This window comes from Frigoribacterium sp. VKM Ac-2836, from assembly GCF_013248995.1.
Lineage (GTDB): Bacteria > Actinomycetota > Actinomycetes > Actinomycetales > Microbacteriaceae > Frigoribacterium.
Window position 1 is genome coordinate 89,457 of record NZ_JABRPK010000003.1, and the last position, 13,602, is coordinate 103,058.

Below are 13,602 nucleotides of genomic sequence, written 5' to 3' on the forward strand. Positions count from 1 at the left end.
GTCGCGTGACCCCCACCGCCTCGCCCGCCCTGGCCCCCGACGCCCCCGCCGCCGCCCTCGACGTGCTGCACCGGGTGTTCGGCTACGACGAGTTCCGCGGTCAGCAGGCGCAGATCATCGACCAGGTGGTGCACGGCGGTGACGCCCTCGTGCTCATGCCCACGGGCGGCGGCAAGTCGCTCTGCTACCAGGTGCCCGCACTCGTGCGCGACGGCACGGGCATCGTCGTCTCACCGCTGATCGCGCTGATGCAAGATCAGGTCGACGCCCTCGAGGCCGTCGGCGTGCGCGCGGCGTTCCTCAACTCGACGCAAGACCCCGACCGTCGTCGTGCCGTCGAGCAGGCGTTCGTGTCGGGTGACCTCGACATGCTCTACCTGGCGCCCGAGCGGCTCAAACTCGAGTCGACCAAGTCGCTGCTCGACCGGGGCCACGTCTCGCTCTTCGCCATCGACGAGGCGCACTGCGTGGCGCAGTGGGGTCACGACTTCCGTCCCGACTACCTCGAGCTGTCGGTCCTGCACGAGCGCTGGCCCGACGTGCCGCGCATCGCGCTCACGGCCACGGCCACCGAGACCACCCACCGCGAGATCTCGCGCCGTCTCGAGCTCGACGACGCGAAGCACTTCGTCGCCGACTTCGACCGGCCGAACATCCAGTACCGCATCGAGGCGAAGAACGGCCCGCAGCAGCAGCTGCTGCGCTTCATCCGCGCCGAGCACGACGGCGACGCGGGCATCGTCTACTGCCTGTCGCGCAAGTCGGTCGAGAGCACGGCCGAGTTCCTGGTCGGGCAGGGCATCCCGGCCCTGCCGTACCACGCCGGTCTCGACGCGCAGACTCGGGCGCGCAACCAGGCCCGGTTCCTCCGTGACGAGGGTATCGTCATGGTCGCCACCATCGCGTTCGGCATGGGCATCGACAAGCCCGACGTCCGCTTCGTCGCCCACCTCGACCTGCCCAAGTCGGTCGAGGGCTACTACCAAGAGACCGGACGTGCCGGCCGCGACGGGTTGCCCTCGACGGCGTGGCTGGCCTACGGGCTGCAAGACGTCGTGCAGCAGCGGCGCATGATCGACCAGTCCGAGGGCGACGCCGAACACCGTCGCAAACTCGGTGCCCACCTCGACGCGATGCTCGCCCTCTGCGAGACCGTCGAGTGCCGACGGGTGCAGCTGCTCGGCTACTTCGGGCAGGCGAGCACCGCCTGCGGCAACTGCGACACCTGCCTCACGCCGCCCGAATCGCTCGACGGCACGGTGGCGGCGCAGAAGATGCTCTCGACCGTCGTCCGGCTCAAGCGCGAGCGCAACCAGCAGTTCGGTGCGGGGCAGATCGTCGACATCCTGACCGGCAAGTCCACCCCCAAGATCCTCCAGAACCGCCACGAGCAGCTGTCGACCTTCGGCATCGGCACCGAGTTCGGCGACGTCGAGTGGCGGGGCGTCGTGCGTCAGCTGCTCGCCCAGGGGCTGCTCGCGGTCTCACCCGACGGCTACGGGACGCTGTTGCTCACGGACGCGGCGGGCGAGGTGCTCTCGGGCGCGCGGACCGTCCGGTTGCGGCGAGAGCCCGAACGCCCGGCACGCTCGGCCCGGGCGAGGGGCGGCTCGGGCCCGGGTCGGGGGTCGTCACGCGGTGCCGCCGAGCTGACGGGCGACGACGCCGCTCTGTTCGAGACCCTGCGCGAATGGCGCGCCGGCGTCGCTCGGGCACAGGGCGTCCCGGCCTACGTCGTCTTCGGCGACGTGACGCTGCGTGGCATCGCGTCCACACGTCCCACGTCTCTCGATCAGCTCGCGGGCATCAGCGGCGTCGGTCAGAAGAAGCTCGACACGTACGGTCAGCAGGTGCTCGCGGTCGTGGGCGGCACCTCCCCGGCCGAGGCGGCGGCCGGTTCGGGCCCGGTGACGTCACCGGCCGACGAGGTCGACGCTGCGGCCGGTCCGGCCCGCCCGACCGCGGCACGCTCGGCCCGGACGGCCGGGGGCACGCCGGCCACGGGCCGTCGTGACCGGGCGGCTGCTCCGCCCGCCGTCGACGAAATCCCCGAGGTGCCCTCCGACGACCTCTACGACCTGCCGTCCGACGCCCCGTTCGACCCCTACGACGACGCGCCGCCGCCCCCCGACGACTGGCGCTGACCCGGGGCCGTCGGGCCGAAGCCGAGTGCCGGGAAGGCCTGCGACAGGACGACGAGTGCGACCGTCGTGATCACCATGGCCTCGAAGCCGCCCACGAACGGCTGCCCGTTCATGCGGGCCACGTAGGCCGCAGCGAGCAGCACGGCGCCTCCAGCGGGTGGCGCGAGACCGATGACGCGCATGCTCGCCTGGTCCAAGGGGGCGCCTCGTCGCGTCCGACGGGCAGACGAGACCGCCACGACGACGAGCGCGATCCACACGAGCGTCGACAGCCCGTACAGGGCGGTCGCCACGACCGTCGCGACGAGCCCGACGCCGACCGAGGTGCCGGCGCCGACGATGCTGGCGACGGCGAAGTAGGTGTAGATCAGCGCGGCGCCACCGAAGACGAACGGCAGGCGCGACGAGCGGCCGGTCACGGTCTCGTCGTCCACGGGGATCTCCTCCTGTCGTCTGGGCTGTCGTCACCGCGTGGGCGTCGTCGGCCGACCCGGGGCCGCGCGGCCCCGGGACGCATGCTGATGTCCGCTCGTTCGAGCGGGTCATCGATCGCTCGGCCGACGTGGCCTCGCGACGTCCGTCCTGCCTGGCGGCCGGGGGCGACGAGATCGTGGTCGAGGGCTCGTGAACCGGACGGTCGTCCTGTTTCGGTCGAATTCCGACGATAGGGCGCACGCCGGTCCGCGGCAATCCGCCACGAGGGGGACATTCTCTGTTCCCCGAATCGGGTGGTGCGGGTGGGTGCCGAGGGGTCCGGGGTGAGGTCGACGGGCGAGGCATGCCGTTCGGGGAATGTCCCGTCGGGCACAGTGGAACGTGCTCACAACCCTCGGCCGTTCGGTCCTCTCACCCCTCGTGCGCGTGGTCTGGCGACCCCGGGTGATCGGCCGACGCAACGTCCCGCGGCGCGGTGCCGTCATCCTCGCCAGCAACCACCTCTCGTTCATGGACAGCGTCGTGATCACCCTGATGGCACCTCGTCAGGTCTCGTTCCTGGCGAAGAACGCGTACTTCACCGGGACGGGCGTCTCGGGCTGGGTCTCGCGCGCGTTCTTCACCGGCATCGGCGCGATCGGCGTCGAACGCGGCGCCGGGTCCGCTGCCCAGCACGCCCTCGACCTGGGGCTCGGCAAGCTCACCGCCGGGGACGCGTTCGCGATCTACCCCGAGGGGACCCGCTCGCTCGACGGTCGGCTCTACCGGGGGCGGACCGGGGTCGCCTGGCTCGCCCTGACGAGCGGAGCGCCGGTCGTGCCGGTGGCCCTGACGGGGACCCAGGAGCTGCAACCGGCGGGTTCGCGCATCCCGCGCCTCCGGAAGTTCACCGTCGAGTTCGGCGAGCCGATCGATCTCTCCCGTCACGGTGAGGCGAAGTCGGGGCGGGCTCGACGGCACGCGACCGACGAGGTCATGGCGGCGATTCGACGGCTCAGCGGGCAGGTCGAGGCAGGCTCGTACAACGACCCGCCCGCCCCGTCGGTCGTCGCGCGGGTGCGTCGGGCGATGCGACCCGACCCCGTGGGTCCCGACCCGCTCGACTGAGTCTCCGGTGGGCCGACGGTCGGGCCGCTGGCCCGACGAGGGCCGCTGGCCCGACGAGGGCCGCTCGACCGATGGGGCCTCTCGACGGCGCCGGGCGTAGCGTCGGGGCCATGAAGGTCGCAGTGCTCGGGACGGGCATCATGGGTCAGGGCGTGGCGGGGACACTGCTGCGCGAGGGGTTCGACGTCACGGTCTGGAACCGCACGAGGTCGAAGGCCGAGCCGCTCGCCACCGACGGCGCCGTGGTCGCCGACACCGCGCAGGAGGCGGTCGCGGGCGCCGAGGTCGTCGTCACCGTGCTGTTCGACGGCGACGCCGTGCTCGAGGTCCTCGACGACGCGGCCGGCGACACGGGTCCCGATGCCGTCTGGGTGCAGGCCAGCACCATCGGCGAGGCCGACACGGCCAGGGTCGTCCGGACGGCCGACGAGCACGGGCTCCGGCTGGTCGAGGCGATGATGCTCGGCACGAAGAAGCCCGCCGCGACCGGGAAGCTCGTCATGCTGGCCGCCGGCGACGGCGCTCTGCTGGAGGCCGTGCGTCCGGTCCTCGACGCCCTGGGCTCGAAGACGATCGTCGCGGGCGACACGGTCGGGCAGGGCACGGCCCTCAAGCTCGCCGCCAACGCCTGGATCGCCTCGATCACCGCCGCGGCGGCGCAATCGCTCGCGCTGACCCAGGCGCTCGGTCTCGATCCGCAGCTCTTCCTCGATGCGATCGACGGCGGAGCGTCCGACACCCCCTATGCGCACCTCAAGGGCGCGACGATGATCGCGGGCGAGTACCCGGCCCAGTTCGCGCTCGACGGCATCCGGAAGGACATCGGGCTGATGCAGGAGGCCGCGCAGGGCACGGGGTTCGACACCGGCCTGCTCGAGGCGCTCTCCGGCGTCTATGGGACGGCGGCCGAGCGGGGCCACGGCGACGACGACATCGCCGCGGTGCGCGTCGGCTTCGACCGCGAGAGCTGAGCGGGCCGACCCGGCCGGGTGCGGGTCCTCCTCGCTGGGGTGACCCGCGCCTCCTCGTCCCTGCGCCGTACCCGACCTCCACCCCTCCCTCCCGCGGGCAATTCGCGACATCGGGCTGGCGACACGCCGGCGAAACGGGGTGCATCGGGCGTCGAGCGGCTCGGTAGTCGCGAATTGCACACGGGGGCGGGCGGTGAGGGTCGGGAATTGCACGCGGGGGCCGGCGGCGCGGGTGCGAGGTGCCCGGGGGCGGGTGTCAGCTGTGCGGGTCGGCGAGGGCGGTGGCCACGAGGGCGGCGGCGACGGCTCGAGCCGTGGTGGTGTCACGGTGGGGTTCGCGCAGACGCATGGCGAGGTCGCCGGTGACGACCAGCAGCAGGCGTTCGGCGAGCTCGTCGGCGTCCGCGCCGACGAGCGGACGCGCGAGATCGGTGAGCCGGGTGCGCAGCGACTCGGTGTCGAGCCGCACGGCCTCGGCGACGTCGGCGGGCGGATCGACGTACTCCGCCGCCGAGGCGAGGAAGGCGCACCAGCGGGCGCCCGTCGGCCGGGACCGGAAGTCGTCGAGCGCGTCGAAGACCGCGAGGAGGCGCGGGCCGGCCTCGTCGTGCCGGGCGACGGCGGCGTCCCAGGTGGCGAGCCAGGCCTGGTGGCGACGGGTCAGGGCTGCGGCGACCAGCGCCTCCTTGCTGCGGTAGCCGCGGTACATCGTCGCGGCCGAGACGCCCGCCCGGGCGAGGACGGCGTCGACGGGCGTCGCCGCGATGCCGTTCGTGAAGAACAGGTCGTCGGCGGCGTCGAGGATCTTCTTCTCGCTGGCCGGGCGCAAGGGCATGTCGACAGCTTAGGCTGTCAAAATGAAACGTACGTTTTCGATTGACGCGACCTCGAGGCCCCGGATCGACGACGGCGTCGCGCTCGTCGCGGTCGGCACGGTGCTGATCGCCGTCACCTACGGCCTCGTCCGGCTCGCCTACGGGTTGTACCTCCCCGAGATGCAGGCCGACCTCGGCTTCGACGCGGGCGTCGCCGGGGTCATCTCGTCGGGAGGGTCGCTGGCCTACGTCGTCGGCGCCGTGGTGGGGTTCGCCGCGGCCGGCCACCACCCGCGCGGGCTCGTCGCCGCGGCGGGTGCCACCGCCGGGATCGGTTCCGCGGGCATGGCGTTCGCACCGGAAGCCACCTCGTTCGCGTTCGCGGCCGTGCTGGGGTCGGCCGGAGCCGGACTCGCGTCACCCGCACTGGTGCAGCTCGTGCAGCGCGGTCTCGAGCCCGCACGGCAGCCCGGTGCCCAGACGATCGTCAACGCGGGCACCGGCCCGGGCCTGGTCGTGGCGGGGCTCCTGGCCGTCGCACTGTTGCCCGAATGGCGCATCGCCTGGCTGGTGGCCGCCGGTGGCGCCGTCGTGGCGGCGGGGGCCGTCCTCGTGTTCGACCGCCGCGCCTCCTTCGCCCGGTCCCTCGGCCCGGCCCGCCGTGACGAGGCGCACGCCGCCCGTGCCCTGGCAGGCCCCGACGCCGCGCCCGCAGGCCCCGATGCCGAGCCTGCAGGCGTCGACGCCGCGCCCGCAGGCCCCGACGCCGGGCCCACGCCGGTGGGTCCCGCGGGCCTGCTGCCGCCGCGGTCGTGGTTCGTCGCGCACCGCCGCGTGCTGATCGCGGCACTCCTCGCCGGCGGCGCCTCGGCCGGTGTCTGGAACTACGGGCGCACGCTGCTGGCCGACGCGGGCGTGTCCGCCGGGGTGTCGGTCTGGGCCTGGGTCTGCCTCGGTGCGGGAGGCGCGGCCGTCATCGTCACCGCGCGACCGCTGGCGCGGCTGGCCCCCGGAACGGTCTGGACCCTGACGTCGGCCGTGATGGCGGTGGGCACGGCCGCCGTCGCGAACCTGCCGGCCGCCGTGCCCGTGGCGCTCGTCGCCTGCGCGGCGTTCGGCTGGGCCTACACGGCGGCGACGGGTGCCCTGATCGCGTGGACCACCGAGATCGACGCGGTTCGAGCCCCGAGCGGGACGGCGCTGCTCTTCGTCCTGCTCGTGCTGGGCCAGGCGGTGGGGGCCACCCTCCTGGGGCTGATCGTCCGGACCGACGGGCACGGCGCGGCCCTGACCGTGGCCGCGCTCGCCGCCCTCCTCGCGGCGGGCCTCGGTCGCCTGAGGCCCCGGGGAACGGCCCGGGTCCCGGCTCACGCCCAGGGGTCTCGACGACTTCCCGAGGTGTCGACACGCAGCGCGGGAATGCAGCGTGCAACGGCCGGGTTGCCTCACGAGCGCCCCCGCCCGAGGGCGCCTCACCGTTCGGAAGGACCACCCTTGGACCTCTTCTCTCCCGCCACCTTCGGCCAGCTCGAGCTGCCCAACCGCGTCGTCATGGCGCCCCTCACCCGTCTGCGCTCCGGTGACGACGGCGTCCCGGGTGACGTCGTGGTGGAGCACTACCGCCAGCGCGCCTCCTTCGGTCTGATCACGACCGAGGGCACCTGGCCCTCGCAGGAGTCCAAGGCCTACGACGGCCAGCCCGGTATCGTCACCGACGAGCAGGTCGCCGGCTGGAAGCGCGTCGCCGACGCCGTCCACGCCGAGGGCGGCACCATCGTGATGCAGGTCATGCACGGCGGCCGCGTCTCGCACACGGACATCACCCGCACCGACCGCATCGTCGCCCCCAGCGCCGTCGCCATCGACGGTCAGGTGCACACCGCCGCCGGCAAGGTCGACTTCCCCGTGCCGCACGCCCTCACCACCGACGAGGTGCGCCAGGTCACGGCCGACATCGTCACCGCGTCGAAGCGCGCCGTGCTCGAGGCCGGGCTCGACGGCGTCGAGATCCACAGCGCCAACGGCTACCTGCTGCACGAGTTCCTCTCGCCCGTCTCGAACGTCCGCACCGACCAGTACGGCGGAACGCCCGAGAACCGTGCCCGTCTCGCGATCGAGACCGCGACCGCCGTGGCCGAGGCGATCGGTGCCGGCCGCGTCGGCATCCGTCTGTCGCCCATGCACAACATCCAGGACGTCGTCGAGACCGACGTCGCCGACGTGACGGCCGTCTATCGCGCGCTCGTCGAGGGCCTGGCCCCGCTCGGCCTCGCGTACCTGAGCGTGCTGCAGGCCGACCTGCGCGGCGAGCTCGTGCAGGACCTCCGCACGCGCTTCGGTGGCTCCTTCATCGCCAACAGCGGCTTCGGTCAGATCACGACGCGCGACGAGGCGATCGCCGAGGTCGCGGACGGCCAGGCCGACGCCGTGGCCGTTGGCCGGTTCGCCATCGCCAACCCCGACCTGGTCGAGCGCTGGCAGGGTGACCACGAGGTCAACGAACCGAACCCCGCCACCTTCTACGCGGACGGCGCCGAGGGCTACACCGACTACCCGACGCTGCAGCACGCCGACCGCTAGTCGGTAGCCTGCGCCGCGAACCCCGTTCCGTGCGACGAACCACAGTCCATCGTGGTTCACCGCACGGAACGGGGTTCGTCGTCATGGGGCGGGTCCGCGTGGCATCCGTCGCTCGACCGAGCCGAGGAGGCGCGGGTCGCGTCACCCGCGCCGCGCGCCAGGCGTAGACAGGACGGCATGAGCGACGTGAAGCACCCGTCCGACCTCGGGATCGACGTGAGCGAGGGCTCGCCGCAACAGCTGTACCGCTGGCTTCTCGCGAGCGTGCTGTTCGGCCGGCCCGTGCAGCAGGGCGTCGCCGCCGAGACCTACCGGGTGCTGATCGACCACGGGCTGACCAGCCCTGCCCGCTTCGACGAGCTCGACCACGAGGGGCTGCGGCACCTGCTCGACGAGGCCGGCTACGCGCGAATCGACCACGTGATGAGCGACGAACTGCACGAGGTCATGGGCCGTGTCGACGCCGACTGGGGGTCGGTGAACCACCTCGTGCGGTCGTCCGCCGACCGGGCCGAGTTGACCGGTCGCCTCACCGACCTCAAGGGTGTCGGCCCGAAGACCGCCGAGATCTTCACGCGCGAGCTGCCCGACGGGCTCTACGGCACCGCCTGATCACGGTGTCCTCCGCCCGGGGGCGGGGCACCCGTAGACTCGAGACGATCTCGGGGGCGCGACCCGCGCCTCCTCGGGTGTGATCGGTGCGACCGCACCGACAGTCCGCGCGATCGCGCAGAGGGGGCCTCGTGACGCTCGTCGACAAGCTGTTCCGTCAGGACGAGTGGCGCACCGTCCCCAACGCGATCTCGGCGGCCCGTCTGCTGCTGCTGCCGGTGTTCCTGGTGCTGATCGTGGGGCAGCACTACTGGTCGGCGATGGTCGTCATCGCGGTCGTCTTCGTCACCGACTTCCTCGACGGGTTCATCGCTCGCCGGACGAACACCACCTCCGAGCTCGGCCGGTGGCTCGACCCCGTGGCCGACCGCATCACCGTGATCGTCGTCGTCATCGCGTTCGTCGCCGGTGGTCTCGTGCCCTGGCCGGTTCTGCCGTTGCTGCTCGTGCCCGATCTGCTGCTGAGCGCCTACGCGCTCTTCGTGCTGGCCGGAGCGTCGTTCCCGGTGACGTGGGTCGGCAAGATCCGGACGGCGCTGATCTTCGTCGGGCTGCTGCTCGTGCTGGTCGCGGCGGCCGTCGTGGACCAGGTCGGCGGGTCGGCAGGCGCCGCGTCGTCCTCGCTCGGCGACGCCGGTGCCGTGACCCGCACGATCGGTCTCGTGGTGCTCTGGGTCGGCCTCGTCGGCCACTGGGTCGCCGCGGCGCTCTACGCCGCGGCGCTCGTCCGGACGCGACGGGCCCGCCGCTCAGCCTGAGTCGGCCCCGCGCCGCCCGGCCCTGCGCTGTCGCCCCGCCCGGCTGCACGCCGTCGCCCCGCCCTGCTGTGCGCCGTCGCCCGGCTCGGGTGTGCAATTCGCGACAACTGGGGCCGCCGAGGACGCTTTCGCGGTCGATCGAGCGGCGTGTCGAGCAGCGCTGGTCGGGTTCGGCACGCCGGGAGGCGCGGTGCCGGTCGGGTTCGGCACGCGGGGAGGCGCGGTGCCGGTCGGGTTCGGCACGCGGGGAGGCGCGGTGCCGGTCGGGTTCGGCACACGGGGAGGCGCGGTGCCGGTCGGGATTTGCGCACCCGGGAGGCTGCCACCGGCCCCGGGCGTAGCGTCGACAACATGACTCGCATCACCACCCCCTTCACCGCCGCCACCACCGCTGACGAGGTCGTCGAGGGCCTCGACCTGACCGGCAAGCGCATCGTCGTGACCGGTGCCGCGTCCGGGATCGGCATCGAGACCGCCCGCTCGCTCGTCGCCGCCGGGGCCGACGTGACCCTGGCCGTGCGCCGCGCGGAGCAGGGTGAGCAGGCCGTCGCCGACATCCGCGCCGGCACGGCCACGAGCCGCGCGAGCGATGCCGGATCCGGCACCGCCGCCGGCCCGGGCAGCGTCCGCGCCGCGATCCTCGACCTCGAGAAGCGTGACACCCTGCAGGCCTTCGCCGACGCGTGGCAGGGCCCGCTCGACGTGTTGATCGACAACGCCGGCATCATGGCCACGCCCGAGACCCGCACCCCCGAGGGGTGGGAGCTCCAGTTCAGCAACAACCACCTCGGTCACTTCGCCCTCGCGACGGCGCTCCGCGACGCCCTGGTCGAGGGCGCGCAGGCCTCGGGCACGCCGTCGCGCCTCGTGTCGCTCAGCTCGACCGGGCACCACTTCTCGCCCGTCGTGTTCGACGACGTGATGTTCGAGCGTCGCGAGTACGACCCGTGGTCGGCCTATGGCCAGTCCAAGACGGCGAACTCGCTCTTCGCGGTCGGCGTCACGCAGCGGTGGGCCGACGACGGCGTGCTGGCGAACGCCGTGCACCCGGGTGGCATCCTGACGCCGCTGCAGCGCCACCTGCCGCAGCAGGAGATGATCGACCGCGGCTGGATCGACGAGGACGGCACCCCCAACCCGGCCTTCAAATCCACGCAGCAGGGGGCCGCGACATCGGTGTTCGTCGCCGTCCACCCGCTCGTCGAGGGGCTCGGCGCCCGCTACTTCGAGGACGTCGCCGAGGCCGAGCCGTTCCGCGCCGATGCCCGTGGGCGCGGGGTCAAGGACTACGCCCTCGATCCCGAGCAGTCCGACCGCCTGTGGGCGCTCAGCGAGCAGCTGCTCGCCTGACCGGGGACGCAGGAGGCGCGAGCCGGGTCGCGTACCCGCCCCGCGCCTCCTGCTCGTCGCCCCCTCCGCCCCGCGCCCCTGCCGCCGCTCGGCCGCATGAGGCACCACCGATCGGACGTCGAACCACGAAAGTGCGTGGTTCGAGCTTCGATCGGTGGTGCGACGTGCAGCCGCGCAGCCGCGCAGCCGCGCAGCTCAGGCGTCGAGGGGTCTGGCCGCGCAGCCGCAGGACGGGCCGGTGAGCAACGCGGGGACGAACGAGGAGTGGCGTGGGGGCCCGCCCTCGCGGGGGGTGACCAGGCGGAGGACGGCTTCGTCGGCCATCCGTTCGACCGGCTGACGGACGGTCGAGAGCTGGGGGGTGGCGAAGTCGGCGGCATCCGTGCCGTCGAAGCAGACCACGGCGACGTCGTCGGGCACCCGGAGGCCGAGTTCGTCCAGGGCGCGGAGGGCACCGAGGGCCTGCAGGTCGGAGCTGGCGAACAGTGCCGACGGGGGGCGGGGGCCGGCGAAGAGCCTCGTCGCAGCGTCGTAACCGCCCCGCCGGGTGAAGGAGGTGCGCACGAGGGGGCCGTCGATCAGCCCGCCCGCCCGGGTGGCGTCGAGCCAGCCCTGCTCTCGGGCCTCGACGCCCTCGCCGGAGTCGCCGATGATCAGGGCGACGCGGTCGTGGCCGTGTCCGATGAGGTGCTCGACCGCGGCCCTCGCCCCGGCGCGGGCGTCCACGCCCACCGTGTCGACACCCTCGCGGCCCTCGAACGTGTTGAGCAGCACGGCAGGCACCGCGAGCGTCGTGAGGTCGACGACCGCCGACCCGTTCTGGACGGTGCTGAGCATGATGCCGTCGACCTGCCGCGCCACGAGCGATTGGATCAGATGCCGCTCGAGGCGCGGGTCGCTCTCGCTGTTGACGAGCAACACCGCGTACCCGAGCCGGGCGGCGGTCTGTTCGACGGCGACGGCGAGCTCGGCGAACAACGGGTTGCCGATCTCGGGCACGACCAGCCCGAGCATGCGGGTCGAGCCGGTGCGCAGGGCGCGGGCGCTGGCGTTGGGGCGGTACCCCAGGACGCGGATCGCCTCGCGCACCCGCGTCGCGGTGGCCTCGGCGACCGGCCGGGGGCCGGCGTTGACGACGTAGCTGACGACGGCCGTCGAGACGCCGGCGTACCGGGCGACGTCGGACCGGGTGACCTGGCCGTGTGGAGGGGGTGCCGACGACGTCATGCGTGTCGCCTCCCCGTGCCCGGCCCCGTCAGGACGGCCGACGCCGCGTCGGTCAGTGGGAGCCCGTCGCCATCGTAGCCGTGGCCCCGGACGTCCCCGGCGTCGGCAGCTCGGCCGGGGCGTCCCCGAAGTCGGGGACCCTCAGGCGCTCGCCTCCCTGCAGGGCCGAGCGGTGCGCCACGATGCCGGGCAGCGTGTAGCGGGCCGCGACCCACGCGTTGACCGGGGGGAGGGTGCCGTCGACGACGGCCCGGACGAAGTCGTCCACCAAGAAGTGGTGGCTGCCCTCGTGGCCGCTCGGCATGCCGTGGTAGACCTCGGGCAGACGGTCGACGTCGTGCACGGGTGCGTGTCCCGAGACGAAGGCCTCGCGCAGCTCGGGGGCGACGTGGGCCAACGAGGGGTCGTCGAGGGGCATGCTGGGCAGCGTCGTGAGGTCGGCGGTGACGTCGGTCACGTCCACCTTGTCCTGCCAGAGGCTGATCGTGGCGAGCTGCTCGAAGCTGGCCTCGGTGCCGAAGTACCGGAAACGGGACTCACGGATCTGCGACGGGTACCCGACGCGACGCATCTCGTTGATGCGCATCACGCCGCCGTCGTCGAGCTCGAACAAGGCGCTGGCGTTCGAGAAGTCGTTGTCGAACTGGCTGACCTCGCGATCGAAGACGCCGTCGCCGCGGTCGTCGCGGACGCCGATGCAGCTGACGCTGACCGCGTGCCCCGGGATCGCGCCGAGGACTCCGCCGATCGAGTGCGTCGGGTAGTGCATCGGGGGGTAGCTCGCCGTCTTCTTCCAGTCGGCGCCGCCGCTGTACTGGTAGGCCGCGTAGAAGCCCAGGTCCATGTCGTGGACGTAGTCGCCCTCGGCGTAGAAGACGCGGCCGAAGGCGCCCTCGTCGACCTTCTTGCGGGCGAAGACGGTCGCCGGGTTGTAGTAGCTGGTCTCGCCCATCATGTAGGTGAGGCCGGTCTCGCGGACGGCGTCGATGATCGCGGCGATCTCGTCCTCCGCGATCGCCATCGGCACGGCCGAGTAGACGTGCTTGCCGGCGCGGAGGGCCTGCACGACGAGGGGGCCGTGCGTCCAGCGCTGCGTGAAGAGCGCGACCGCGTCGACGTCGGTCTCGAGCAGCGCCTCGAACGAGTCGACGGCACCGTCGAGTCCCTCACGGTCGACGAGCTCGTCTGCCCGTTCGCGCAGCAGGTCGGTGACGATGATCCGGTCGACGTCGGGGTGGACCTTGAAGAGGGTGGCGAACTGTCCGGCGAATTGTCCGGCGCCGACGATCCCGAGGGAAACCATGGGTGGCCTTTCGATGGTGAGCAACACTGCTCGGTGGGTGCGGATCGCGCGCCTCCCCGACCGTGATCGGCATCATCGGCGACGCTGTGCATCGGAGTCTGGCACGAAGGGTCTACTCGTGACAACAGTGCCGAGTGGCCCCCAAGTGCCCCTTACGGATGGCACCAGCCTGCTGGCTCCCGTAAGCGAGCTACACGCGTAGACTTCCGCCCGGCCCGGCCTGCGCCCCGGCTTGCGGCACGGGCGCCGAACCACCGATGGAGCATCGCACCACGGACTCGCGTGGTTCGATGCTCCATC

Annotated in this window: 11 protein-coding genes and 1 pseudogene; 8 read left to right on the plus strand and 4 right to left on the minus strand. The window is 72.8% G+C overall.

Annotated features, from left to right (window positions below; genetic code table 11):
• Window positions 1-5 precede the first annotated feature (5 nt).
• Window positions 6-2,144, plus strand: coding sequence for a DNA helicase RecQ (recQ, locus tag HRF36_RS11970; protein ID WP_173210219.1), 2,139 nt, complete (start codon window positions 6-8; stop codon window positions 2,142-2,144).
• Here recQ and HRF36_RS11975 read toward each other — a convergent pair.
• The gene (locus tag HRF36_RS11975) at window positions 2,105-2,578 is read right to left on the minus strand and encodes a hypothetical protein (RefSeq protein WP_173210222.1); all 474 of its coding nucleotides are present in this window, start codon (window positions 2,576-2,578) and stop codon (window positions 2,105-2,107) included. The two genes, recQ and HRF36_RS11975, sit on opposite strands and share 40 nt — an antisense overlap.
• 358 nt (window positions 2,579-2,936) lie before the next feature.
• On the opposite strand from HRF36_RS11975, the gene HRF36_RS11980 reads away from it, so the two are divergent.
• Window positions 2,937-3,686 (plus strand): lysophospholipid acyltransferase family protein, encoded by a 750-nt coding sequence (locus HRF36_RS11980; RefSeq protein ID WP_173210224.1) that lies wholly within the window; start codon window positions 2,937-2,939, stop codon window positions 3,684-3,686.
• A gap of 110 nt (window positions 3,687-3,796) precedes the next feature.
• On the plus strand, window positions 3,797-4,657 hold the full coding sequence (locus HRF36_RS11985; protein ID WP_173210225.1) for an NAD(P)-dependent oxidoreductase: 861 nt from the start codon (window positions 3,797-3,799) through the stop codon (window positions 4,655-4,657).
• Window positions 4,658-4,913: 256 nt separating this feature from the next.
• Here HRF36_RS11985 and HRF36_RS11990 read toward each other — a convergent pair whose 3' ends face one another.
• A complete protein-coding gene (locus HRF36_RS11990) occupies window positions 4,914-5,492 on the minus strand; it encodes a TetR/AcrR family transcriptional regulator (protein WP_173210227.1) in 579 nt (192 codons plus the stop codon).
• Window positions 5,493-5,514: 22 nt separating this feature from the next.
• On the opposite strand from HRF36_RS11990, the pseudogene HRF36_RS15910 reads away from it, so the two are divergent.
• The 5 genes and pseudogenes from HRF36_RS15910 to HRF36_RS12010 form a co-directional block, all read left to right on the plus strand.
• Window positions 5,515-6,627: pseudogene (locus tag HRF36_RS15910) on the plus strand (MFS transporter); the annotation flags it as partial.
• A 339-nt stretch (window positions 6,628-6,966) separates the two neighbouring features.
• A complete protein-coding gene (locus HRF36_RS15915) occupies window positions 6,967-8,052 on the plus strand; it encodes an alkene reductase (RefSeq protein ID WP_256428779.1) in 1,086 nt (361 codons plus the stop codon).
• Between the two features lie 177 nt (window positions 8,053-8,229).
• The gene (locus HRF36_RS12000; RefSeq protein ID WP_173210229.1) at window positions 8,230-8,664 is read left to right on the plus strand and encodes a DNA methylase; all 435 of its coding nucleotides are present in this window, start codon (window positions 8,230-8,232) and stop codon (window positions 8,662-8,664) included.
• 131 nt (window positions 8,665-8,795) lie between these two features.
• The gene (locus HRF36_RS12005) at window positions 8,796-9,422 is read left to right on the plus strand and encodes a CDP-alcohol phosphatidyltransferase family protein (protein ID WP_173210230.1); all 627 of its coding nucleotides are present in this window, start codon (window positions 8,796-8,798) and stop codon (window positions 9,420-9,422) included.
• Between the two features lie 351 nt (window positions 9,423-9,773).
• Window positions 9,774-10,772, plus strand: a complete 999-nt coding sequence (locus tag HRF36_RS12010; RefSeq protein WP_173210231.1) for an SDR family NAD(P)-dependent oxidoreductase — start codon at window positions 9,774-9,776, stop codon at window positions 10,770-10,772.
• A 195-nt stretch (window positions 10,773-10,967) separates the two neighbouring features.
• On the opposite strand, the gene HRF36_RS12015 is transcribed toward HRF36_RS12010, so the two are convergent.
• Window positions 10,968-11,999, minus strand: a complete 1,032-nt coding sequence (locus HRF36_RS12015; RefSeq protein WP_173210232.1) for a LacI family DNA-binding transcriptional regulator — start codon at window positions 11,997-11,999, stop codon at window positions 10,968-10,970.
• A 52-nt stretch (window positions 12,000-12,051) separates the two neighbouring features.
• Window positions 12,052-13,302, minus strand: a complete 1,251-nt coding sequence (locus tag HRF36_RS12020) for a Gfo/Idh/MocA family protein (protein ID WP_173210233.1) — start codon at window positions 13,300-13,302, stop codon at window positions 12,052-12,054.
• Window positions 13,303-13,602: the final 300 nt, after the last annotated feature.